This window comes from Bradyrhizobium sp. OAE829 (genome assembly GCF_040546575.1).
In the GTDB taxonomy this organism is placed as follows: domain Bacteria; phylum Pseudomonadota; class Alphaproteobacteria; order Rhizobiales; family Xanthobacteraceae; genus Bradyrhizobium.
In genome coordinates, this window is record NZ_JBEPOE010000001.1 from 1,222,272 (window position 1) to 1,245,396 (window position 23,125).

General features: G+C 63.1%; 24 protein-coding genes and 1 tRNA gene. 12 read left to right on the plus strand and 13 right to left on the minus strand.

Annotated features, from left to right (window positions below):
• The first annotated feature begins 367 nt into the window (after positions 1-367).
• Positions 368-1,180, plus strand: coding sequence for a dienelactone hydrolase family protein (locus tag ABIE49_RS06075; protein WP_192734265.1), 813 nt, complete (start codon positions 368-370; stop codon positions 1,178-1,180).
• Positions 1,181-1,635: 455 nt separating this feature from the next.
• Here the strand turns inward: ABIE49_RS06075 and ABIE49_RS06080 are convergent, their stop codons facing one another.
• Positions 1,636-2,124, minus strand: coding sequence for a hypothetical protein (locus ABIE49_RS06080; RefSeq protein ID WP_354066621.1), 489 nt, complete (start codon positions 2,122-2,124; stop codon positions 1,636-1,638).
• Between the two features lie 114 nt (positions 2,125-2,238).
• On the opposite strand from ABIE49_RS06080, the gene ABIE49_RS06085 reads away from it, so the two are divergent.
• Both ABIE49_RS06085 and ABIE49_RS06090 read left to right on the plus strand, forming a co-directional pair.
• Positions 2,239-2,475 carry a hypothetical protein gene (locus ABIE49_RS06085; protein WP_192734028.1) on the plus strand — a complete coding sequence of 79 codons (237 nt, stop codon included), beginning with the start codon at positions 2,239-2,241 and terminating at the stop codon, positions 2,473-2,475.
• Complete coding sequence (locus ABIE49_RS06090) at positions 2,472-2,651, plus strand: hypothetical protein (RefSeq protein WP_192734029.1); 180 nt, start codon at positions 2,472-2,474, stop codon at positions 2,649-2,651. Before ABIE49_RS06085 ends, ABIE49_RS06090 begins: the two co-directional genes overlap by 4 nt.
• Positions 2,652-2,659: 8 nt before the next feature.
• Here ABIE49_RS06090 and ABIE49_RS06095 read toward each other — a convergent pair whose 3' ends face one another.
• Both ABIE49_RS06095 and ABIE49_RS06100 read right to left on the minus strand, forming a co-directional pair.
• Positions 2,660-3,190, minus strand: coding sequence for a gamma carbonic anhydrase family protein (locus ABIE49_RS06095; protein ID WP_192734030.1), 531 nt, complete (start codon positions 3,188-3,190; stop codon positions 2,660-2,662).
• A gap of 89 nt (positions 3,191-3,279) precedes the next feature.
• Positions 3,280-3,609 carry a DUF6949 family protein gene (locus ABIE49_RS06100; RefSeq protein ID WP_192734031.1) on the minus strand — a complete coding sequence of 110 codons (330 nt, stop codon included), beginning with the start codon at positions 3,607-3,609 and terminating at the stop codon, positions 3,280-3,282.
• A gap of 216 nt (positions 3,610-3,825) precedes the next feature.
• Here ABIE49_RS06100 and ABIE49_RS06105 point away from each other — a divergent pair, with 216 nt between their 5' ends.
• A complete protein-coding gene (locus tag ABIE49_RS06105) occupies positions 3,826-4,539 on the plus strand; it encodes a hypothetical protein (protein WP_192734032.1) in 714 nt (237 codons plus the stop codon).
• Between the two features lie 114 nt (positions 4,540-4,653).
• Here ABIE49_RS06105 and ABIE49_RS06110 read toward each other — a convergent pair whose 3' ends face one another.
• Together ABIE49_RS06110 and cysE are read right to left on the minus strand one after the other, a co-directional pair.
• Positions 4,654-4,872 carry a DUF3126 family protein gene (locus ABIE49_RS06110; RefSeq protein WP_192734033.1) on the minus strand — a complete coding sequence of 73 codons (219 nt, stop codon included), beginning with the start codon at positions 4,870-4,872 and terminating at the stop codon, positions 4,654-4,656.
• 208 nt (positions 4,873-5,080) lie between these two features.
• On the minus strand, positions 5,081-5,908 hold the full coding sequence (gene cysE, locus ABIE49_RS06115) for a serine O-acetyltransferase (protein ID WP_192734034.1): 828 nt from the start codon (positions 5,906-5,908) through the stop codon (positions 5,081-5,083).
• 182 nt (positions 5,909-6,090) lie between these two features.
• Between cysE and ABIE49_RS06120 the strand changes: the two genes are divergently transcribed.
• Positions 6,091-7,518, plus strand: coding sequence for a hypothetical protein (locus tag ABIE49_RS06120; protein WP_192734035.1), 1,428 nt, complete (start codon positions 6,091-6,093; stop codon positions 7,516-7,518).
• Here the strand turns inward: ABIE49_RS06120 and ABIE49_RS06125 are convergent.
• Together ABIE49_RS06125 and ABIE49_RS06130 are read right to left on the minus strand one after the other, a co-directional pair.
• On the minus strand, positions 7,504-8,256 hold the full coding sequence (locus tag ABIE49_RS06125; RefSeq protein WP_192734036.1) for an alpha/beta fold hydrolase: 753 nt from the start codon (positions 8,254-8,256) through the stop codon (positions 7,504-7,506). The two genes, ABIE49_RS06120 and ABIE49_RS06125, sit on opposite strands and share 15 nt — an antisense overlap.
• Positions 8,257-8,312: 56 nt before the next feature.
• Positions 8,313-9,461, minus strand: a complete 1,149-nt coding sequence (locus ABIE49_RS06130) for a hypothetical protein (RefSeq protein WP_192734037.1) — start codon at positions 9,459-9,461, stop codon at positions 8,313-8,315.
• A 251-nt stretch (positions 9,462-9,712) separates the two neighbouring features.
• Here ABIE49_RS06130 and ABIE49_RS06135 point away from each other — a divergent pair, with 251 nt between their 5' ends.
• Both ABIE49_RS06135 and ABIE49_RS06140 read left to right on the plus strand, forming a co-directional pair.
• Positions 9,713-9,958, plus strand: coding sequence for a zinc-finger domain-containing protein (locus ABIE49_RS06135; RefSeq protein WP_192734038.1), 246 nt, complete (start codon positions 9,713-9,715; stop codon positions 9,956-9,958).
• 10 nt (positions 9,959-9,968) lie between these two features.
• On the plus strand, positions 9,969-11,168 hold the full coding sequence (locus ABIE49_RS06140) for an FAD-dependent monooxygenase (RefSeq protein ID WP_192734039.1): 1,200 nt from the start codon (positions 9,969-9,971) through the stop codon (positions 11,166-11,168).
• A 46-nt stretch (positions 11,169-11,214) separates the two neighbouring features.
• Here the strand turns inward: ABIE49_RS06140 and ABIE49_RS06145 are convergent, their stop codons facing one another.
• Complete coding sequence (locus ABIE49_RS06145) at positions 11,215-11,652, minus strand: twin-arginine translocation pathway signal (protein ID WP_192734040.1); 438 nt, start codon at positions 11,650-11,652, stop codon at positions 11,215-11,217.
• 173 nt (positions 11,653-11,825) lie between these two features.
• Between ABIE49_RS06145 and ABIE49_RS06150 the strand changes: the two genes are divergently transcribed.
• Both ABIE49_RS06150 and ABIE49_RS06155 read left to right on the plus strand, forming a co-directional pair.
• Positions 11,826-11,912 (plus strand) — tRNA-Leu (locus tag ABIE49_RS06150).
• Between the two features lie 209 nt (positions 11,913-12,121).
• Positions 12,122-12,679, plus strand: coding sequence for a TMEM175 family protein (locus ABIE49_RS06155; RefSeq protein WP_192734267.1), 558 nt, complete (start codon positions 12,122-12,124; stop codon positions 12,677-12,679).
• Here ABIE49_RS06155 and ABIE49_RS06160 read toward each other — a convergent pair.
• Positions 12,676-13,413: a lysophospholipid acyltransferase family protein gene (locus ABIE49_RS06160; protein WP_192734041.1), complete on the minus strand. Its 738-nt coding sequence runs from the start codon at positions 13,411-13,413 to the stop codon at positions 12,676-12,678. The two genes, ABIE49_RS06155 and ABIE49_RS06160, sit on opposite strands and share 4 nt — an antisense overlap.
• 154 nt (positions 13,414-13,567) lie before the next feature.
• On the opposite strand from ABIE49_RS06160, the gene ABIE49_RS06165 reads away from it, so the two are divergent.
• A complete protein-coding gene (locus tag ABIE49_RS06165; protein ID WP_210337086.1) occupies positions 13,568-14,428 on the plus strand; it encodes an alpha/beta fold hydrolase in 861 nt (286 codons plus the stop codon).
• 292 nt (positions 14,429-14,720) lie between these two features.
• Here the strand turns inward: ABIE49_RS06165 and ABIE49_RS06170 are convergent, their stop codons facing one another.
• From ABIE49_RS06170 to ABIE49_RS06185, 4 genes are all read right to left on the minus strand, one after another.
• Positions 14,721-16,337, minus strand: a complete 1,617-nt coding sequence (locus ABIE49_RS06170) for an ABC transporter ATP-binding protein (protein ID WP_354066624.1) — start codon at positions 16,335-16,337, stop codon at positions 14,721-14,723.
• A 1-nt stretch (position 16,338) separates the two neighbouring features.
• Positions 16,339-17,262, minus strand: a complete 924-nt coding sequence (locus ABIE49_RS06175; protein ID WP_192734042.1) for an ABC transporter permease — start codon at positions 17,260-17,262, stop codon at positions 16,339-16,341.
• Positions 17,262-18,203: an ABC transporter permease gene (locus ABIE49_RS06180; RefSeq protein ID WP_192734269.1), complete on the minus strand. Its 942-nt coding sequence runs from the start codon at positions 18,201-18,203 to the stop codon at positions 17,262-17,264. The genes ABIE49_RS06175 and ABIE49_RS06180 overlap by 1 nt, the downstream gene beginning before the upstream one ends.
• Before the next feature lie 62 nt (positions 18,204-18,265).
• The gene (locus ABIE49_RS06185) at positions 18,266-19,846 is read right to left on the minus strand and encodes an ABC transporter substrate-binding protein (RefSeq protein ID WP_192734043.1); all 1,581 of its coding nucleotides are present in this window, start codon (positions 19,844-19,846) and stop codon (positions 18,266-18,268) included.
• Between the two features lie 330 nt (positions 19,847-20,176).
• On the opposite strand from ABIE49_RS06185, the gene ABIE49_RS06190 reads away from it, so the two are divergent.
• Together ABIE49_RS06190 and ABIE49_RS06195 are read left to right on the plus strand one after the other, a co-directional pair.
• Positions 20,177-21,307, plus strand: a complete 1,131-nt coding sequence (locus ABIE49_RS06190; RefSeq protein WP_192734044.1) for a M20/M25/M40 family metallo-hydrolase — start codon at positions 20,177-20,179, stop codon at positions 21,305-21,307.
• Positions 21,308-21,591: 284 nt separating this feature from the next.
• Positions 21,592-23,121 (plus strand): M81 family metallopeptidase, encoded by a 1,530-nt coding sequence (locus ABIE49_RS06195; RefSeq protein WP_192734045.1) that lies wholly within the window; start codon positions 21,592-21,594, stop codon positions 23,119-23,121.
• Positions 23,122-23,125: the final 4 nt, after the last annotated feature.

The following is a 23,125-nucleotide window of genomic DNA, read 5'->3' on the forward strand; positions in this document are numbered from 1 at the left end:
GGTATACTGCGTCGACGGCCTTGTTTTTTGCGCCCCCCTCCATCCCTCGCTCCGGCGTTTCCGAAATCCTGATTCAGATTTAGCTCGCAGGCAGGTGATTTGCCTTTGGCCGGCATTGTTTGCTGAATGCGGCTCTCTTGAACCCATGCGATCCTGAAACATGAGGACCGCACACTAATCGTTTGTTTTTGATGCGGTTTCGGCGCAGGTAAGTCTACGCAATCTGCGTAGACTTGATCGCTATGCGAAGGACCCCCTTGCGCCGGAAGACGCCATCCAAGGAGCCTCCCCAATGAGTGCCGAACCCCTGCCGACCGCTGATGTCATCGGACTGACGAAAGTCGCGCCGTTTTCCCGCCGCAGCTTCATGACCGCGACGGCCGCCGTCACGGCCGGCTATACGCTCGCCGCCGGGCCGGTGCGGGCGGACGTCATCAAGACCGACACCAACGGCCTCAACGCCGGCGATGCCAGGATCAAGGTGGCCGACGGCGAGATGCCCGGCTATTTCGCCCGTCCCGAAGGCGCCGCCAATCCGCCGGTCGTGCTGGTGGCGATGGAGATTTTCGGCCTGCATGAATACATCAAGGACGTGACGCGGCGCCTCGCCAAGCTCGGCGTGCTCGCGGTGGCGCCGGATTACTATTTCCGCAAGGGCACCGATCTCACCAAGGTCACCGACATCCCGCAACTGCTGCCGATCGTGAATTCGAAACCGGACGCCGAATTGCTGTCCGACCTCGACAGCACGGTGGCGTGGGCGAAGTCGCAAGGCGGCGATACTTCGCGGCTCGGCATCATCGGGTTCTGCCGCGGCGGACGGACGGTCTGGGAATACGCCGCCCATAGTCCCGCGCTCAAGGCAGGCGCCGCGTTTTACGGCCCGCCGGTCGATCCGCCGAACCCGCTCTGGCCGAAGAGCCCGACGCAGCTCGCGCCCGAGATGAAGGCGCCCGTGCTCGGCCTCTATGGTGAAGCCGATAGCGGCATTCCCGTCGCGACCGTGGAAGCCCTGAAGGCCGCCTTGGCGGCGAACAAGAAGACCGCCGAGTTCAAGATCTATCCGGGCGCCCCGCATGGCTTCCACGCCGACTACCGTGCCAGCTATCGCAAGGAAGCGGCCGACGACGCGTGGGCGCAGATGCAGGCCTGGTTCAAGAAATATGGCGTGCTGGGCTAGCGAGAGCGTTTTCGAGCGAAGTGGACACCGGTTCGCGTGAAGAAAACGCGTCAAAACTCAAGAATACCTGCGGGCAAACCAGACGTGAAAAATGGCGCGCAGCAAATGGCTGCGCGCTATTCCAACAGACGGCCTATCCGACGCGATCGCTGTTGCGATGCGGCCTGGATACCGTCTGCTCGATTTCCCAGAGTATCCAGACGACGGCCGCTCCCAGACTTACAACGACACCCAGGAGCACCAACGTCAAAGCCGGGACTGAGAGCATGTTCAGCATCCCCAAGGTGATGCAAGCGACGTACCAGCAAACCAAGCAAACCAAACGCGGCCTCGGCGATTAAACACCGGGGCCGCCGAAATCATCCCGATAACCCGCCAGGCCGGGATTAGTTGCAACCTGAACCGACGCAATCGCGCGGCCTGTGTTCGCACTTCTCGCGACCGGCAACGTGCAACTAGCAGCCGCGGCAGATGCTCTTGACCTTGCGGTCGATGGTCCTGTTTTCCTGCTGGATGGCGGCATCGACATCCGCATGCGGTCGCTCCATCGACCCTGTGCCCGCAGCACCGGTCGTGACCCCGGCCCCAGTGTTCACGGCCGGGCCCGACGATTGGGCGGTGCCGGCGCTGTTGGTGCCGGGCGCAGCGGGAAGCCTGGCCGCGTTGCCTGTGCCGCTCGGATCGTTGCCCGAATTGTTCAGACCTGCCGGGTTTGCCGGGCCGGGTGGGACGCCATGGATGGAGGTCGAGCCGGCGCCCGCCGATCCAGCATTGGGCGTACCGACCGCGCTGCTGCTTCCTGTCGTCGAGCCGCTCGCGGCGCCGCCGGCACTTGTGCCGCCAGCACTTCCGCTGCCGCCGCCTGCGTTTTGCGCCAACGAAATGGCAGGCACGGTCAGGATGGTGAGCGCGATCATTGCTGCAAATGCGGTTGGTTTGGTCATCGAGAACTCCTTTCCTGGTTCAACGACGGCGAAACAGGCTTGTTCCGGCCGGAACGTTTTCGGGGGCGGACCATTATGCAAACGTATCCGCCACTTTGCCGGAGCTGAGGACGCGTGCGCAAACTGATCGCTTTCGACGACGACACGTTCGACAAGCTGACCCAGCTTGGACGCGACCGGATGGCGACGATTCAGGAACTGGCCGATGAAGCCTTTGCCGACGTTTTAAAGAAGCACGGCATCCCGATCGATCTCAGGGACGCACTTCGCAAGAGCGCAAGACTTTCCGGCGCCAAAACAGAGACACCTGTAAAACAGAAGAAATCAAAAGCCCGGAAGGCAACGTCATGACGACCGATCCCGATCCATTCGAGCAGGGTCAGCGCGCCGCGCGCGAGAACATTCCGGCGGAAGCCAATCCGTATCAGGACGGCAGCGAACAGCATGCGCTCTGGGCCGCCGGGCACGAACAAATTGCCGGCGCGGCCGAGGCCCAAGAGTCTGAAGACGAATCCGAAGATACCTGACGCTGCGTTCAGCCGATCTTCTTCAAACCTTTTTTGAAGCGCGGTCCGTTGATGGCGTAGGACTTCGCCGCACGTCCCATTGCCGTCGCCTGCTCGGGCGAAAGCGTGCGGATCACGCGCGCGGGCGATCCGATGATCAGGGAATGCTCGGGAAATTCCTTGCCCTCGGTGATAACGGATCCCGCGCCGACGACACTGCCGCGGCCGATCTTCGCGCCGTTCATCACGATCGAGCCCATCCCGACCAGCGCGCCGTCCTCGAGCGTGCAGCCATGCAGGATGACGTTGTGGCCGACGGTGCAGTTTTTCCCGATCGTCAGCGGAAAGCCGGGATCGGTGTGGCAGGTCGAATTGTCCTGCACGTTGGAGCCTTCACCGATCTCGATCCACTCATTGTCGCCGCGGAGCACCGCGCCGAACCACACGCTGGCCCCGTTCTTCAGACGCACCTTGCCGATGACGGTGGCGGTATCGGCGATGAAATAGCTTCCGTCCGCGGGAAGATCGGGCCCCTGCCCGTCAAGTTCGTAGATCGCCATGATGATCAGGTCTCCGTTTGCGAAGACCTTGGCACAGCCGCCAGCGCATGATCAAGCAAAGGGCCGGATACGCCTCAGGCGACCAGGCTCTAAGCGAACAGGCCTGCGGCCCGCAGCGTCATCAGGACGAACGTGCCGGACATCAGGCTCCAGAAGCCCGCGAGCACGGTCGCCATCATCACGAATTCGAAGCGGCGGCGCTCGATCCTGGCGCCGCGCAGGGTATTGCGCATGATGATGAAGGGGGCAGCAAAAACCAGGAACGGAACCGCCGCAAACGTCTTCGGCGCCACGCCATTGCCGAGCAGCCCGAAACCGGCGGGCCGCGCCGCCATGGCCTGGTAGCCGCTGGTCAACGCGCCCGCGAGCGCAAAACCGATGCAAAGGGAAAACAGGGAATTCAACGCATCGGGCGACATGGAACACATCCGCTACAGAACAAACCGCGCCCTGCTTTCGCAAAATCGGGGACCCGCCGCCACAGCATCCTTAAGGAAAGGTTAACAGCCGAAGGCCACAATCCCGCATGGCTCGCGCTTGCCCGATGCCGGTGAAATCATACGGAAATCCCGCCGCCCGTGGCATATTCGCCGGGTGATTCGGCCTCAGCCTCGAACTCGACCGATACTTCTTTCATGACACTGCTTTCGACGGCCCAGCACATCGCCCGCGACACGCGGAAAGACCCGCGCTCGCACATGGTCCTGATCGTGGTGGCGGCGATCATCACCGCCGGCGCAATCGGGCTCGTGGCCTATCTCTTGTGGCCGACCTGGGGCAACGGTGCAGCCAACGCGCCGTCGCGGTTACCGGTCAGCGTGGGCGGCACCCTCTTCAACGTGCCGACGTCGGCGATCCGCAGGAAAATCCAGCGCCATTCCGGTCCACAGGAACGCGTCGATCTCAGCTTCACATTCCCTTCGCTCGAAGCGCCCGAGGCGCCGAAGCACATGAGCGCCGATACGGTCGAAGAAAAGGTGCAGCCGATCGACCGGATCTTTCTGTCGATCTCGGCGCACCACGACACGCTGGCGCCCGACGTCCGCGTCCGCACCATCTATCCGCGCTATCTTGAGCAGGCCGCAACGCCGATCGACGACGGACTGGCGATGCGCGCGTTTCGCGACGGCTCGCCCTATGCCAACGAGGATCTGTTCACCGCCGGCGCGCCAGGCCTCAACGCGCGCTGCACGCGCGACGGGGTGACGCCCGGAATGTGCCTGAGCGAGCGCCGTGTCGACGGCGCCGACCTGACATTCAGATTTCCGCGGAGCTGGCTATCGCAATGGCGCGACGTCGCCAATGCGATGAACCGATTGACGGCGCAATTGCAGGGGCCGCACAAATAGCGGCGCGTTGGCTTTGCTGACTTCGTAGGATGGGTAGAACGCAGCGAAACCCATCACAGCGAGTGCCGGTGCGGCGATGGGTTTCGCTCTACCCATCCTACGCATTCTCCGAAATCAACCCTGATCGACCAGGTCTTCCTCGAGGATCGCCATCTGGAACTGGAAGGAACGATCGTCGTCTTCGTCGTCGACGAACAGGACGCCGATGAACTCCTCACCGATATAGACCTCGGCGGAATCATCCTTTTTCGGGCGCGGCACCACGCGAATTTTCTGGTTGCCGAATACGCGCTTGAGATAGGCGTCGAGCTTCCTGACTTCCTGAACGTCCACGGTGGTCTCCAATCGGATAATATGGGGTTTCCGGGGAGTTTTAGGCCGAGACGGCGCAGACCGCCAGCCGTATCTTCACGAGATCGACAGGTCAGAAAATCCCTAGAGCCCCGTTTCGATTGAATCGAAACGGGGGCTCTAGATTCCTTGTTTTGACGCGTTTTCTTAGCGCGAACCGGGTCCACTTCGCTGGAAAACGCTATAGAAATCAGATCCCGATCGCGTTGAGCATCTGGTCCATGGTGCGCGATGGCTCGGCGCAGCCGGCTTCGCCAACGATCTTGGCCGGAACACCCGCCACGGTGACGTTATGCGGCACCGGTTTGACCACCACTGAGCCTGCGGCGATGCGCGCGCAGTGACCGATCTCGATATTGCCGAGAATTTTCGCGCCGGCCCCGATCAGCACGCCGTGGCGAATCTTGGGATGGCGATCCTCGTTCTCCTTGCCGGTGCCGCCGAGCGTGACACCGTGCAGGATCGAAACGTCATCCTCGATGACAGCCGTCTCGCCGCAGACGAAACCGGTCGCATGATCGAGGAAGATTCCGCGGCCGATGGTCGCCGCCGGGTTGATGTCGGTCTGGAACACCGCGGACGCCCGGCTCTGCAGGTAGTAGGCGAAATCCTTGCGCCCTCGCTTGTACAGCCAGTGCGCCAGCCGATGAGTCTGCAGGGCGTGGAAGCCCTTGAAGTAAAGCAAGGGATCGATGAAGCGCGACGTCGCAGGATCGCGGTCATACACCGCGACCAGATCGGCGCGGAACGCATTGCCGAGATCGGGTTCGTCGCGCAGCGCCTCGTCATAAGTCTGGCGGATCAGATCGCCCGACAGCGCCGAATGATCGAGCCGCTCGGCCAGGCGGTGGATCACCGCATCTTCCAGCCGCTCGTGATGCAGCACGGTCGAGTAGATGAAGGACGCCAGTTCCGGCTCGCGGCGAACGATGTCTTCCGCCTCGTTCCGCACGCGATCCCAGATCGGATCGAGCGCGGCCAGCTTCGAACCCTGCGGACTGACCTGATGCACTGCCATAGGCTTCTCTCGGCTTGTTCTCGTGGCTTGTTTCGCCCGGCGTTATAGCATGGCGGACGGATGGCTGTCCCGGGGCAGGCGCCGGCAGAGTAAACCCCCGCCGAACGCCCCGGGAACGATTAGGGTCAGTTCAAGGTGGTTGGCGATTTCGGAAAATCAAGCCGGGTAAGGTCCGACTATTGATGAATTTCGGCCCCCGGCCGTTCCGGGCAAGCTGGCCGAAATTGGGGGGAAATCACATCAACACGCAGATTTTGCGCGCGCGGACGGCCGATTCACGGCTGGTCTGGATCGCCGCCATTGCCATCCCCCTGATGTTGCTCGCCCCTGCCCTGTGGAACGGCTACCCGCTGCTCCAATGGGATACCGGCGGCTATCTGGCACGCTGGTATGAGGGCTACCTCGTGCCAAGCCGCTCCACCGTGTTCGGCCTCTATCTGCATTTCGGCGAGGACTCCGCGTTCTGGATCAATCTCGGAATCCAGGCGCTGGCAACGTTGTGGATCCTGCAGCTGACGCTGCGCGCATTCGAAATCGCCCAACCCTTGCGGCTGCTCGCAATGAGCCTGGTGCTGGCCCTGGCCACCGCGCTGCCGTGGCTCGTGAGCACGCTTCTGACCGACCTCTACGCCGGCCTGTCGGTGCTGTCGCTCTTCATCCTGGTCGCGCTCGGCGAGCGGACCTCGACAATCGAAAAATGTTCGCTGTTCGCGCTGACGGCGTTCGCCGCGGCCTCGCACAGCGCCACGCTGGCGGTGCTGCTCGGGCTGTGTTGTGTGGGGTGGCTCATGCGTCCGTTTTCGCGCGGACGAATTACGGTTTCCGGACTGATGAAGGGCAGCCTCACCCTCGTCGCGGGTGCGGCGATGCTGCTGGCGGCGAATTTCGCGCTGTCGGGGAAAGTGGCGTGGACGCCCGGCGGCTACGGCGTCGCCTTCGGACGCATGCTGCAGGACGGCATCGTCGCGCGTTACCTGAAGGAGCATTGCCCGCAGCAGCAGCAGTTGAAGCTCTGTCCCTATCGCGACCAGTTGCCTGCAACGGCCGATCAATTTCTGTGGGGCAACAGCATGTTCAACACGCTTGGCCGCTTCAAGGGCCTGGGCGACGAGATGAGCTTCATCGTGCTGCGTTCGCTCGCCGAATATCCGGCACGGCAGATCGAGGCGGCGATCACCGGAACCGCGCGGCAACTGGTCCATGTCGCGACCGGCGAAGGCACCAATGAATGGATCGGCCACACCTACGGGATCATCGAGCGTTATATCCCAACGCAGGTCAAGGCGATGCGCGCAGCGAACCAGCAGCGCTGGCGGCTCAACTTCGCCGCCATCAACCGTCTCCACGTTCCGGTGGCGCTCGTCTCGATGCTGCTGGCCGCAATCGTGTTCGGTCGCGGCCTGTGGCGGCGTCCGTTCGATGATCTCACGCTCCTCGCGGGAACCGTTACACTCGCCGTGCTCGGCAACGCGTTTATCTGCGCCGTGATATCAGGCCCGCATGACCGCTATGGCGCGCGCATGGCGTGGGTCGCGACCTTCGTGGTGCTGATCGCGGCTGCGCGGCAATTTTTCGGCGAGGACGCACGCGAAGGCTTAGCTTCGCCGTGACAGGAAATCGATGACGCCGGCCTTGTAGACCTTGTCGCCGACCGCGCGCATGTGATCGCGGTTCGGAATATCCAGCACCTCGGCGTCCGGAATGATCTCACCCAGCGCCTGCGCCGAGCCTGCGATTTCGTCTGACGTGCCGACGGCGATCAGCACGGGCACATGGATAGCGGCGGCTTCATCCCGCGTCATCAGGCGCCGCGAGCCGCGCAGGCAGGCCGCCAGCGCGCGGCGGTCGGAACGGGTCTGGTCGGCAAAAGCGCGAAACGTCCGCCCGACCGGATCGGTCACGTCCTCCAGCGACGGCGCCTCGAGTGCGAGGGCTACGTTCTCGCCGGGGCCACCGCCCGTGATCATCCCGATCCCGATGCCGCCCAGGATCGCCGAGCGCAGCCGCTGCGGCTGGCCCAGCGCCATCACCGCCGTCATCCGCGATCCCAGTGAATAGCCCATCACGTCGGCCCGCTCGATTTCCAAATGATCCAGCAGCGCGATGACGTCGCCGGCCATGATCGCGATCTCGTATTGCGCGGAGTCGTAGAGCTTGCCGGAATCGCCATGACCGCGGTTGTCGAGCGCGATCACGCGGCGCCCGGCCTTCTTCAGCTCGGACACCCAGGTCGGATAGACCCAGTTCACGTTCTTGCTCGAGGCAAAGCCGTGTACGAGAACGATCGGATCGCCCTCGCCTTCGTCGAGATAGGCAATTTCGATATCGCCGTTGTGAAAACTCGGCATCGCTAGTTCCATTTTTTGGGGAGTTCAAAAGGCGCGATCGGAAAACGATCGCAACTCTAGCCGCAGGTGGCGGCGCCCGCCAGAGCCGGGCCGGGAAGCAACGCCGCAGCCGCCGCCTGCTCACGCTGTCGCCTCGCCTTCTTGCGGCGCAGATACGCCATGGTGGCGCGCTCGGTGATCGCCTTGATCGACGACAGGAAGCCGAACAGCGTCAGCAGTGCACTGAATACCCACAGCGACAGATTGAACGCGCCGACCGCAAGCAGCAGGGCGCCGCGGCCGAACAGTTTCAGGATCGCGCGGGTCTGGCCACCCTTGGATTCCGCGAGCCGGGCGGCTCGCGCGATATCCTTCGGGCCCTCGGCGATGCGCAGCGTGTCGAGCGCACCGCGCGTACCGGCCTTCTCTCCGATGCGGCCGACGTCCTTGGCCAGCCGAACCAGCGCACCGGCCTTCTCGGCGCGGAACGCCGCCTTGATCGCGCTGACGGTTGCACCGGGCCGCAGCACCGAGCCGGAGGCGACCGCCTTCTGCAGCATCGGCCCATCGACGACCTCGCGCGCCGAGCGGCCGGCCCATAGCATCAGTCCCTCGCCGAGGCGCCCGACCTTGCGGGCATCCTTGACCATGGTCAGCCCGGCACGCACCGGTAGCGCGCCACCGACCGACACATAGGTCGCCGCCGTCACCGCCAGGCCCACCGTCGCAAGTCCAAGTATCAGATGATCGGTATCCTCGCCCATCGCCAGATGCTTGCTCTCGCGCACCACGTCGCGGATATCGCCGAACACAAAGAGATCGCCGGCCACCGTGCCCGACAGGCTCGCGACATCCTCAGCGTTGCCGGTGACGAGACCGACCGCGAAACGTTTAGCAAAATGCGAGGTTGAGTTCGCGTCCGTGACGGCCTCGTTCACGCGCGTCGACAGCTCTTCGCCGATGGCGATGTTCTTGTCGCGCGCCAATTCGGCAAAGCTGCCGGCTAGATCGGCATCGCCTGCCGCCAGCGCGGCCTCGATATTTTCTGCAACCAGCGCCGGGTTGTTCCGCAGGGCAGAATTGATCCTCAGATCGGCCAATTCGGACGGTTCGTCCTGCGCCGCCAGGATCGCAAAAGAGTCGCGCGCGTGTGGCCATAGCGCCGCACCCACGGCGATAGTTGCCGCCATGCCCGCCGCCGCCAAACTGAGCCCTGCCCGCATCATCCCTGCAAAACCTGGATTTTCGCTGCCCTCAACATAATGTGCCGCATTTGCGACACAACGTCCCCGACGAAAGAAGGGCTTCTCTGGGACGACAAGATTGTGTCGAATTTGCATGAGCAAATGTGCGGCGGCGACCTTCAAGAATCTGGGCTATAGGAATCAACGGAACCCGTCAGTATGGTGCGCGGCATGTCGAGCCGGGCATCGCGTTGGTTGCGTCCGTCCGTCATTGCTATCCAAGGTGAAACAAGATGTCCGACCATGTCGTCCCGCACTTTCACAACGACGCCGGCGTCTCGGTAATCGAGATCGGCTCGCAGGAATTCATGTGCGTGGGCGCCAATCCGCCGTTCGACCATCCGCATGTCTTCCTGGACCTCGGCAACGACAACGAGATCATCTGCCCCTATTGCTCCACGCTGTACCGGTTTGCCGCCGATCTCAAAGCCGGCGAAGCGCGCCCCCCGGAATGTGTGCTGAAAGACAAAGTCGCCTGACAGATCCGCCGTGGCGGTTACGCGCACCATCGTTGTCGCTGGTGCCGGGATCGGAGGACTGACCGCGGCGCTGGCGCTCGCAAAGCAAGGCTTTCGCGTCGTCGTTCTGGAAAAGGCCGAGCGGCTGGAGGAAGCCGGCGCCGGCCTGCAGCTTTCGCCCAACGCCAGCCGCATCCTGGTTGAACTCGGTCTGCAGCCGCGGCTCGCGCCGCGCGCCGTCACGCCCGAATCCATCAACATCATGAGCGCCCGGGACGGCGGCGAGATCGCCCGCCTGCCGCTCGGTGAGGCCGCGAATTTTCGCGCCGGCGCACCCTATTGGGTGGTGCATCGCGCCGACCTGCAGGCGGCGCTGCAGGCAGAGGTCGACCACAGTCCCGACATCGAATTGCGGCTTGGCTGCCAGTTCGAGGATGTCACCGCGCACGCCAAGGGACTGACGGTCGTGGGGCGTCGCGGCAATGCGCGGCAACAGGAACTGGCGGTGGCGCTGATCGGCGCCGACGGCATCTGGTCGGCGGTCCGGCATCATTTGTTCCCGGAGGTCCAGCCGCAATTCTCTGGTCTGATCGCCTGGCGCGGCACGCTCGATGCGACGGCGCTGCCGCGCGAATATACCTCGCCCCGGGTGCAACTCTGGATGGGACCAAGAGCGCATCTCGTCGCCTATCCGATCTCGGGCGGGCGGCGCGTCAATGTCGTCGCCATCGTGCCGGGGACGTGGAACAGGCCGGGCTGGAGCGCACCGGGCGAGGCTAACGAAATCAAGGCGGCGTTCTCGCAGCAATGGCCGGCAACCGCCCGGATGCTGATCGGCGCCGTCGATGAGTGGCGGCGATGGGCGCTGTTCACGGTGCCCGATATCGGCGACTGGAGTGACGGCGCGATCGCGCTGCTCGGCGATGCCGCGCACGCCATGCTGCCGTTCGCAGCGCAAGGCGCAGGAATGGCGATCGAGGATGCTGCGGTGCTGGCGAAAGCCTTGAGCGATAGCTCCGGCGAAAATACCGCCGGCATCCCGGCGGCCCTCAAGCGGTACGGACGGCAGCGGCGCGCCCGCGTGTTACGGGTTCAGCGCGCCGCCCGGCGGTCGGGACAAATCTATCATCTGACAGGACCGCTGGCGCTCGCGCGCGATCTTGCGATCAAATCGCTCGGTCCAAGGCGAATGCTGGCGCGGCAGGACTGGATTTACGACTGGCGGGCGTGAACATCTGACGCGTGCGCACGGCGCGGGAGAACTTCCGCAGGGCGCGTCATCGCGACGATGGACGGGATCCGCGGACGCCTGCAGCCGGCGCAGGCGGCGTCGCCGCCGCGCTCGCGGCAGGTTTGGACTCCGGCGGAGATTCATGGCATTTGTTGCGCCGCCAGGCCTCCTCGGCGAACTTCGATTGTCCCTGAGTCGCAACGAGTTCGTTGCGATAGGCAAGCTCCGACACGACCGAGCCGCCGACGCCGGTTTCAGCCTTCGCCATCAGGCCCTGCAGATCCGCCTTGCGCCCGGCAATCTTGACGCGTTCCGTCTCGAGCTGCTTGCAATCATAGAGGTCGTATTTGGCGGGATCGGCAAAAGCCGTCGACACGTTGTCGCCCACGCTGGCACAGCCGGAGAGCCCTGCGGCGGCCGCGAGCAGCGCCAACACGCCTACGGCACGCGAAATTCGCCGGCGATGGGACGAGGATACGGGCATCGGACCTTCATAAGCCTACAACATTGAGATTGCCTAAAGCAGGACCAGATGTCCGCATTGAGGCTTTGCGTCCGGCCCCGCGTTCCCCTAAGGAAAGGCGCGGTTTCCGGGGGCGGATTATCCCATTTCCACTTCGCGGGCAAACGCGCTAAGTACCTGATCTTCTGACTAAAGCGGACGTGGCGGAATTGGTAGACGCAAGGGACTTAAAATCCCTCGATGGCAACGTCGTGTGGGTTCGAGTCCCACCGCCCGCACCACGCTTCGCCCTGACGGGCTACGCGTGGCGCAGCCACGCTTAGGCCGTGAGGGCGAAGCGTGTCCGGCGTAGCTGAAGCGCAGCGAAGGCGAAGACGGACGGGTGAGGCACGGGGACGCTCTGACGAGCCGCGGCCTGGCAAGCCATGCCCGGACCGTCAGGACGAAGCGTGGCGGGGGAGCAACTTTGCAGCAGACTAGTCTTTTCGAAATGCGCCGGCTGGAGATGCTGAGCAACACGATCTTCGGCGTAGCCATGACGCTGCTCGCCTACGACCTGCCGAAGGCCGGCAATTTCGCCACCGCGCCGGCCTGGATCGACCTCGTTCGCGTCTACGCGCAACCGGTCATCGCGCTGACGATCAGCTTCGTGGTCGCCGGCCTGTTCTGGTTCAGCCATCACCGGCGGCTCGCCGTTGCGCCGGAAGCCAGCCGCGGCGTGGTATTCCTCAATCTGCTGTTTCTGCTGTCGATCATCATCCTGCCGGTGACCAACGGACTGTATGGCAGCTATCGGCTCGACGGCGTGGTCGCCGTGATCTACGGAATCCATCTCGCTACCATCGCCACGCTGAATGGGCTGCTGTGGGTTATCGCCCTCAGGGGCCGCCGCGACATGCCATTGCGGGTGACGGTATTATTTCCGATTCTGGTATTCGTGATCGGAACAGCCATCGCCACATTCTCCCCGAAGGTGGCGCAGTTTATCTGGTGCCTGGCCTTTTTCTCGCCGGTCGCAGGCTGGCTCGCCGAACGATGGTCGCGCTAACTAACGACCTTCGCGTCCGCCGCCTTGATCAATCGGCTCGCCTCTTCGGAAATTTGCCGCTCGACCTTCGCCTGAAACTCTTTCCGATCGAGCCCCGGCGGAATCGGCGGCAGATAGGACAGAGAAATGTTGCCGCTGTGAATCATCAGCGTCTTCTTGCCCCAGAACAATCCGGAATTATGCGCCGTCGGCAACACCGGGATATCGAGATTGGTGTACAACGCGGCGATGCCGGCCGCATGGAATGTCATGGGCTCGCCGACCGCCTGGCGCGTGCCTTGCGGAAATATCAGGACTTTGCGGCCTTCGCCGATCGCCGCCCTTGCTTCCGCGATCATCTGCTTGAGCGCCTGCCGGCCGGCTGACCGGTCGACCAGGATCATCGGATAGCGGTGAAGGAACCAGCCGACGACCGGGATGTTGAGCAGTTCTTTCTTGGCGACGATGCTGGCATCGGGAAAAATCACGCAGAGCGCAACGGTCTCCCACAGCGATTGGTGATTGCAGGCGATGATGCACGGGCCAACTGGAATGTTGTCGCGGCCTTGCTCCCTGTAATCCAGCCCCACCACGTATTTCAGAAGAAACACGATGCCGTGCGACCACAATTGGGACACCGCGCGAACCTTTGCGCTGCTCGCATCGAATGCCCACAACAGGGGTATCGCCGGCGACAGCACCAGCGTCCACAGCACCACCAACGTATCGAATGCGACCGATCTCAGATAATGCAACGATAATATCCCTTGAGGCTTCTGCGATTGACGGGCCCCAAATACAGTACTTTTCGGCCCTTGCATAATTCCGGACGGGCCCAGACGACCGCCTGCCCCAAAGAAAAATCGTTTCGCCGTGGACCGGCCGGCATTGTCTATCTAGGATTGTCGCGTGCCCGCCCTGGAACAGATCACCATCTCCCCGCGCCTCACCTTCGACGCCCTCGTCGCGGGCGAGACAGGCGCGCCGCTGGTGTTGCTGCTGCATGGCTTTGCCGAATCGATGCATTGCTGGCGCGCCCAGGTCACGGCGCTCGGCGATATGGGCTACCGCGCGATTGCGCCGAGCCAGCGCGGTTACTCTCCGGGCGCGCGGCCTGACCCCCGCGAGTTCTCGCATTACCTGATCGACCGCCTGATCGACGACGCGCTGGCCATCGCCGCAGCCTCGGGCTATGGCGAGGCGCGCTTTCACCTGGTCGGCCATGACTGGGGCGGCAGCATCGCCTGGGGATTGGCCGACCGTTGCCACGAGCGGCTGGCCTCGCTCACCATTCTTTCGCGGCCCCATCCGAACGCGTTCAATCGCGCGCTGCACATGTCGGACGGCGAGCAGGCTAGTCGCTCGCGACACCACAAGGCGTTCCTCGAACCTGACGCGGCCGACATAGTGCTCGCCGACAACGCCAAATGGCTGCGTGATCGGCTCATTGCCAACGGTGTTCCCAATGAGGCGATCGAAAGGCATCTGGACGTGCTTGGCAACAAGGACGCGATGGAAGCGGCGCTGGCCTGGTACCGCGCGCGCGGCGCGGTCCGCGGGCCGCTCGGTCCGATCCGTGTACCCACGCTCTACATCTGGGGCGACGCCGACGACACCGTCGGCCGTATCGCCGCCGAAGGCACCCGCGATTTCGTCGCCGCGCCCTATCAATTCGAAGTACTGCCCGGCGTCGGACATTTCGCGGCCGATGAGGCGCCGGAACGGGTCAGCGAATTGCTACTGGCGCATGTCGCAGCGCACCCGGATTGACGGAACCTGTTGCCCGCGAAAATGTTGTCCTGCAGCAAATGGAGCGCTGACAACATGCCGAGAGAGCAACATCCCGAAAAACCAAATTCCACGATAAGCAAGCCGCCCCGGGAGCGTTCTCCTTCACCCGAGCCGCAAGTCAGGTCTCCGCTCCTGAATGACGGGCCAGAATTGGTGCGCGACAGCCACTGCTAGAGCGTTTCCAGCAAAGTGAACTCCGGTTCGCGTCAGGAAAACGCGTCAAATGGAGAATCCAGCGCCCGTTTCGATTTAATCGGATGGCAATGCGCGATCAAGCGCTGGCGGCGAATTCCTGATGCCTGCCAGGCGCGGCGTCGAACAATGCCCGGGTATATTCGTGCTGGGGCGCGGCGAAGACTTCCGCCGTGGTGCCCTGTTCGACGATTACCCCGCGCTGCATGACCGCGATGCGGTCACAGACCTGGGCTGCGACCCGCAAATCGTGGGTGATGAACAGCACCGCCAGATTGAACTTTCGGCGCACCTCGTCCAGGAGCTTTAGCACCTGATCCTGCACGGAGACGTCGAGCGCCGACACCGGCTCGTCGCCAATCAGCAATTCAGGCTCCATCGCCAGCGCCCGCGCAATGCAGATCCTTTGGCGCTGGCCGCCGGAGAACTGGTGCGGGAAGCGATCGATCGCGGCCGGAGGCAGGTGCACGATCGCCATCAGGTCGCGCGCTCGCTGCAGCGCCTCCTTGCGGCTGACGCCAAAATTCATCGGCCCCTCGATGATCGCCTCTCCGACCGTGCGGCGCGGATTGAGCGATCGATATGGATCCTGGAAGATGAACTGAACGCGCCGGCGCATCGGACGAAATTTCGCCTCCCGCATTGCCGCGATATCGATGCCGTCGATCTTGATGCCGCCGCTTGAGGTATCGACCAGCCGCGCGACGCAACGCGCCACTGTCGACTTGCCTGAACCGGACTCGCCGACAATGCCGAGCGTTTCACCGCGACGGACCGTCAGCGAGACGTCCTTGACCGCGGCCACGACGCGCGCTTTCGGCTGGAACAGCGATCGCTTGCCATAGGTCTTGAAGAGATTCTCGGTCTGGAGGACCACCGGACCGGTCACCGGAGATCGCTTCGGCGGCGTCATGCTCGGCACCGCCCGCAGCAGCATCCTGGTATATTCCTCGCGCGGAGCCCGCAGCACTTCCTCGCAGGGGCCCTGCTCCACGATCCGGCCCATCTGCATCACCACGACACGGTCGGCGATCTCGGAAACGACGCCGAAATCGTGGGTGATGAACAGTACGCCGGTTTTTGTGCGCCCCTGCATTTCCCGTACGAGCTTGAGGATCTGAGCCTGCGTGGTGACGTCGAGCGCCGTGGTCGGTTCGTCCGCAATCAATAGTGCAGGGTCGAGCACCAGCGCGGCCGCGATCATGATCCGCTGACGCTGGCCGCCGGAGAGCTGGTGCGGATAGGCGTCGATCATCTGCTCGGGGTCCGGCAGATGCACCGCGCGCATCATCTCGAGCACCCGCGCGCGCTGCTCCTTATGGTCGAGCCTGGTGTGGATCTCCAGCACTTCACGGATCTGGTCGCCGACCCGCTCGACCGGATTGAGCGCGGTCATCGGCTCCTGGAACACCATCGCCATGCGGGTGCCGCGGATGGCGCGCAACTCGGTATCGGATTTGGTGAGCAGTTGATCGCCCTGCAATCGGATCGAACCGCTCTCGACCTGCATCGCGCCCTTCGGCAACAGCCCCATCACCGCCTGCGCCGTCACCGATTTGCCGGAGCCGGATTCGCCGACCACGCAGACGATCTCGTTAACATCGACGGTCAGGTTGATCCCCTGCACGGCGTGCGGCCGGTCGCCTCCCCTGATGGCGACGGAAAGATCGGAGACTTCGAGGACGGTGTTGCTCACATCACACCCGCTTCATCATCTTGGGATCGAGAGTATCGCGCAAGCCGTCGCCAAGAACGTTGACCGCAAGGATGGTGAGCGCAAGGCACACACCGGGATAGATGATGTTGTGCGGGAACAGGCTGAACACCTCTCTTCCCGCGGCCATGATGTTGCCCCAGGTCGGCACTTCCGGCGGCACGCCGATGCCAAGGAAGGACAGGATGGCTTCGATGAGAATGGCGGACGCACAGATGAACGTGCCCTGCACGATCATGGGCGCGACGGTGTTGGGCAACACGTGCCGCCACAGCAGTTTCGGGGTAGACGTGCCGAGCGTCACCGCCGCCTCGACATAGGGCTCCTCGCGCACGCTGAGCACGATGGAGCGCACGAGCCGGACCACGCCTGGAATCTGCGGAACCGTGATGGCGATGATCACCGTCCACACGCTGGAGCGGAACAGCGACACCATGGCGATCGCCAGCAGGATGGCCGGAATCGCCATCAAGCCGTCCATGATCCGCATGATGACGGCGTCGAGAACGCGGAAGAAGCCGGCGAGCAGACCGATGAACAGGCCGCAGGCGACGCTGATCAGCGCCACCGTGATGCCGACAAAGAGCGAGACGCGCGCGCCATAGACCACGCGGCTGTAGACGTCGCGTCCGAGGCCGTCGGTGCCTAACTTGGCGATCATCTTGATGCGTTCGCCGGTGTCCGTGCGTATCGTGATTTCGGCGCCGGGAACCTTGTTTCGTGCGATCGGGCTGATCGCGGTCGGATCGATGGTTCCGAGCCAGGGTGCAAACAACCCCATCAGCAGCACGATCGTGATGACGGCGGCGCCGAACACCACGCCCATGTTGCGCAGCAATTTGCGATACGCGGCGGGCTTGGCTGCGCTCGCCGGCAGCGCGGGTTCGAGGATCGTAGCGTCGGCCATCAGTAGCGGATCCTGGGATCGAGGATTGTGTAAATCATGTCTACCGCAAGGTTGATCATGACGTAGACGAATGAGAACAGAAGGATCACGGCCTGGATCGTCGGATAGTCGCGCGCCAGCACCGCGTCGACCGTGAGCCTGCCAAGGCCGGGGATGGTGAACACGCTCTCGGTGACGACGACGCCGCCGATCAAAAGCGCTACGCCAAGTCCGATCACCGTGACGATCGGGACGGCCGCATTGCGCAGCGCATGGCGGAACATCACCTTTCGCTCGGACTGTCCCTTGGCGCGCGCGGTGCGGATGTAATCCTCGGAGAGCACCTCAAGCACGCTGGTGCGGGTCATGCGCGCGATCAGCGCGATATAGATCACCGACAAGGTCACCGACGGCAGGATCAGCCGCTGCGCCCAGCCGCCAACCCCCTCCGAGATTCGCTGATAGCCCTGCACCGGCAACCAGTTCAGATAAACCGCGAACAAATAGATCAGGAGATAGCCGACCACGAACACGGGCACGGAAAAGCCGAGCACCGAAAAGCTCATCACGATGCGGTCGATCCACGAACCGTGCCGGTGCGCCGCCAGCACGCCGAGCGGAACAGCGACAAATACCGCAATCAGGATCGTGAACAGCGCGAGCGACAAGGTCGGCTCGATCCGCTCGCCGATCAGCGCGGCCACCGTCTTCTTGAAGAAGAAGCTTTCGCCGAAATTACCTGTCAACACCCGGCCCGACCAGATCACGAACTGCTCGATCATCGGCCGGTCGAGGCCGAGTTGGCTGCGGATCTGCGCCACCTGTTCAGTGGTGGCGTTGTCGCCGGCGATGATCGCCGCAGGATCCGAGGGGGTCAGCCGCAGCATCAGGAAGATGAAGACCGCAACCACCAGCATCACGGGGATCGTGCCGAGCAGACGCCGAAAGAGATAGCCGTACATCGACATGGAAGCGCGATCCTATAAACCGAACGGGCGGCGGCGAACCGCCGCCCGTTGTCAACTTACTTCGTGATTTCCACGTTCCAGAGCACCGGCACCGGTGAAATCAGGTACCCCTTGACGTTCTTGCGCATGGCAACGGGTTGAACGTACTCGCCGACCGGAATCTCCGGCGTGAACTCGATGACGCGTTGCTGTACCGCTTCGGCGATCGCTTTCTGCTTGGCCGGGTCGGTCTCGCGGGCAAAGTCGTCGCGCAGCTTCTCCAGCTTTTCGTCGCAGGGCCAGCCGAACGACGCCTTCTCGCAAGCCGCGTTCACATATGCCGTCGAGATCGGGTTCATCACGTCGGCAGCGACCCAGGCCGTGAGAAAGGCGTTCCAGCCGCCCGCTTCCGGCGGGTCCTTCTTGGCACGGCGGGCGACCAGGGTCTGCCAATCCATCGACTGCATGTCGACCTTGAAGCCCGCCTTCTCCATCAGCGATTTCGCCACGGGAGCAAGGTTGGTCAGGGTCTTGAGGTCGGTGGAGTGCATCAGCATCACCGGCGTGCCGTCGTAGCCCGCCTCCTTCAGCAGCTCCTGGGCCTTCTTTGCGTTGGAGGTCAGCAGCCCGTCCATTCCCTTGGTGCTGGCGAAAGGCGTGTCGCAGATGAACAGCGCCTTGCACGGCCTGATGTAGTTCTCGTCACCGATGGTCGCCATCAGGAAATCTTCCTGATTGAAGGCGTACCACAACGCATGGCGAACTTTTGGATTGTCGAACGGCTTGTGCAGCGTGTTCGGCCTGAAGACGTATTGCAACTTCGCCAACGGCGACACGACAATATTTACGTTCGGATCCTTCTTCAGGGTTGGAAGCAGGTCGTGGCTGGGCGCCTCGATGAAGTCGATCTCGCCCTTCGACAGCGCGTTGACCGTTTGCTGCGCGTCGGAAATGGCGCGCCACTCGACGCGATCGACCTTGGCGATCTTGCCGCCCGCAAGGCCCGAGGCCGGCTCGGAGCGCGGCTTGTACTTGTCGAACTTGACGTAAACCGTCTTGTCGCCGGGCTTCCACTCATCCTTGACCAAAACGAAGGGGCCGGATCCCGTAAAATCCTCAATCTGCTTGTTGGCATCCGTATCGGCGACGCGTTTGGGCATCATGAACGGCACGTTGGACGAGGGCTTTGACAGGCCGAGCAACACGAGGCCTGTCGGTTCCTTGAGCTTGATGGTGAAAGTTTTGGCATCGACGGCGTCAATGGAGTCGACGAAGGTCATCATCTTCTGACCGAGCGAGTCCTTGACCGCCCAGCGCTTGATCGAAGCGATGCAGTCTTCCGACGTCACCGGCTTGCCGTCGTGCCACAGCAGTCCCTCGCGCAGCGTGAAGGTGTAGCCCTTGCCGTCCGCCGCGGCTTCGTACTTCTCGACCATCTGCGGCTTGACCTCGCCCTTCTCGTCCTGCGCGAGAAGCGTGTCGTAAATCATGTAGCCGTGGTTACGGACGATGTAGGCCGTGGTCCAGATCGGATCCAGAATCTTCAGATCCGAGTGCATGACGACGCGCAACGTAGTTTGGGCCGTCGCCGGCGCTGCCACCGCTGTCAGGCTGCCAACGCAAGTCGCAGCAAGAATTACTTTTCTGAACGCATTCATTCCTTCACCTCCATTGTCGCTCGGCGCCCGAACGCTTTTTCTTGTTCGGGCCCCCTGCCCGGTTTCTGACCGGACTATAGGGTCGATCTTGAGCTTCACAACACCCTTTTGGTCCGACGACATGGATGACGCCGGCCCCTGTCCGGCTCCGCCAGCACGCCTCCACAAAAATCTACAATCAAGAATGATGCCAGAATTCCCATTCCACAATCCGCCGCGGCGAAAGTCTGACGGCGGCATGTTTTCCCTTTACAAAATCCCTGCCGGTCCCTCTCGTACGGCCCTATCGGCACCGAGCCCAAACATTCCGGCCGAACCGGGAGAATCCAGATGAATCCTGCCAACCTTCCCTTTGATTCCGAGACCATGCTGCAGGGGCTGCGGACCTGGGTCGAATGCGAAAGCCCCACCTGGGACGCCGGCGCGGTCGACCGCATGCTCGATCTTGCAGCGCGGGAGATGGCCATCATGGGTGCGACCATCGAACGCATCTCCGGACGGCAGGGTTTTGCAGGCTGTGTCCGCGCGCGCTTCCCTCACCCGAAGCTGGGTGAGCCGGGAATCCTGATCGCGGGCCATCTCGATACCGTCCATCCCGTCGGCACGCTGGAAAAGCTGGCGTGGCAGCGGGAGGGCAACAAATGCTACGGCCCGGGCATATTCGACATGAAGGGCGGCAACTACCTCAGCCTGGAGGCGATCCGGCAACTGGCGCGCGCCTCGTTCACGACGCCGCTGCCGATCACGGTACTGTTCACGCCGGACGAAGAGGTCGGCACGCCGTCGACCCGCGACATCATCGAGGCCGAAGCCGCCCGCAACAAATATGTGCTGGTGCCCGAGCCAGGTCGCACCAACAACGGTGTGGTCACCGGACGATATGCGATTGCCCGGTTCAATTTGGAAGCGATCGGCAAGCCGAGCCATGCCGGCGCCACGCTCTCATCCGGCCGTTCCGCGATCCGCGAGATGGCACGCCAGATTATCGCCATCGACGGCATGACGACTGAAGATTGCACCTTTTCGGTCGGCATTGTGCATGGCGGCCAGTGGGTGAACTGCGTTGCCACCACCTGTACCGGCGAGGCGCTCAGCATGGCCAAGCGGCAGGCAGATCTCGATCGCGGCGTCGAGCGGATGCTCGCGCTTTCCGGGACCAGCAATGACGTCACGTTCAAGGTCACCCGTGGCGTGACCCGGCCGGTGTGGGAGCCTGACGCCGGCACGATGGCGCTCTACGAACAGGCACGCGGCATTGCGCAAGGCCTTGGTCTCGAACTCCCACACGCCAGCGCCGGCGGCGGCTCCGACGGCAACTTTACCGGCGCGATGGGTATCCCAACCCTCGACGGCCTGGGTGTTCGCGGTGCCGACGCGCATACACTCAACGAACATATCGAGATCGACAGTCTGGCCGAGCGCGGCCGGTTGATGGCGGGTCTGCTGGCGACATTGACGTGAGCGCCAGGCAGCTCTCCCCATCATTGCCTGCGGCAAACGCAGAGCGTTTGCGCAAGGGAGCAGCGCAACCGGGCAATGCCTAACGGCGCAAGCCGCTGCACGGATTGCTTCCGCCTTCGCTCGTTGAGCTACGGCGGACAGGTCGCTTCCGTGCGCAAACGCTTCGCGTTTGTCGCAGGCAATGGCGGATGGGGCGGCATGCAAAACGGAATTGCTCCACGGCTTGCGCTTGGCGCAATGACACGCTTAACGTCCCCCAACGAATGCACCGGTGAGAAAACTTGATGACCCGCATTGCCGTTGGTGCTTTTCTGCACGAGACCAACACGTTCGCGCCGACCAAGGCGACCTATGACGATTTCGTTCATGGTGGCGGATGGCCGTCGATGGCGCGTGGCACTGAGGTGCTCAAGGTGATGCGCAAGGTCAATATCGGCCTTGCCGGCTTTGTCGAAGCCGCCGAGGCCAATGGCTGGGAGCTGGTGCCGACGATCTCGGCGGCCGCTGTTCCATCAGCCCATGTCACCAAAGGTGCCTTCGAACGCATCATGAAGGAAATGGTCGACGGCATCGCGGGCGCGGGGCCGATCGATGCCGTCTATCTCGACCTGCACGGCGCCATGGTCACTGAGCATTACGACGACGGCGAAGGCGAAACGCTTGCCCGGGTGCGCAAGGTGATCGGCAAGGACCTGCCGCTGGTCGTCAGCCTCGACCTCCATGCCAACGTCTCGCCCGAGATGATGGAACATGCGGACGCGCTCATCGCCTACCGCACCTACCCTCACGTCGACATGGCCGACACCGGCCGGGCCTGCGCAAACCATCTGGCGCTGATGCTCAAGACGAAGGCGCGCTATGCAAAAGCCTTCCGGCAATTGCCGTTCCTGATTCCGATCAGCTGGCAATGCACCAACGACCAGCCGACCAAAGGCATTTATGAAAAACTGGCGGCGATGCAGAGCGCTTCAGTTCCGACGCTGTCATTCGCGCCCGGATTTCCGGCCGCCGATTTCAGGGATTGTGGTCCCAGCGTATTCGCCTATGGCGCGACGCAGGCCGATGCTGATGCGGCCGCCGACAAACTGGTAGCGCTGATCGAGAGCCATGAGGACGATTTCGACGGCCGCATCTATTCCCCCGACGACGGCGTGCGCCACGCCATGGAGCTGGCGAAGAACGCCAGCAGGCCGATCGTCATCGCCGACACCCAGGACAATCCCGGAGCCGGCGGCGATTCCGACACGACAGGCATGCTGCGCGCGCTGGTCCGCAACAAGGCGACGCGAGCAGCGACCGGCGTGATCTACGATCCGGAGTCAGCCAAGGCCGCGCATGCCGCGGGCGTCGGCGCCACCGTGACGCTTTCGCTCGGCGGCAAGTCCGGCATCCCGGGCGACGCACCGTATCAGGAAACGTTCGTCGTCGAAAAACTGTCGGACGGCAAGTTCGTGGCGTCCGGCCCCTATTATGGCGGCCGCGACATGGAGATGGGACCGTCGGCGTGCCTGCGCATCGGCGATGTCCGTGTGGTCGTGAGTTCCTACAAAGCGCAGCTCGCCGACCAGGCGATGTACCGCTATGTCGGGATCGAACCGACCGAACAGGCGATCCTGGTCAACAAGAGTTCGGTGCACTTCCGCGCCGACTTTGAGCCGATCGCCGAAAAACTGCTGATCTGCGCCGCGCCCGGCGCGATGCCGGCCGATACCGCTACCCTGCCCTGGACGCGGCTGCGTCCGGGTATCCGCATCAAGCCGAACGGCCCTGCTTTTGCGACTCCAGCCAAATCTCGTTCAACCGTAACCGGATAAACAG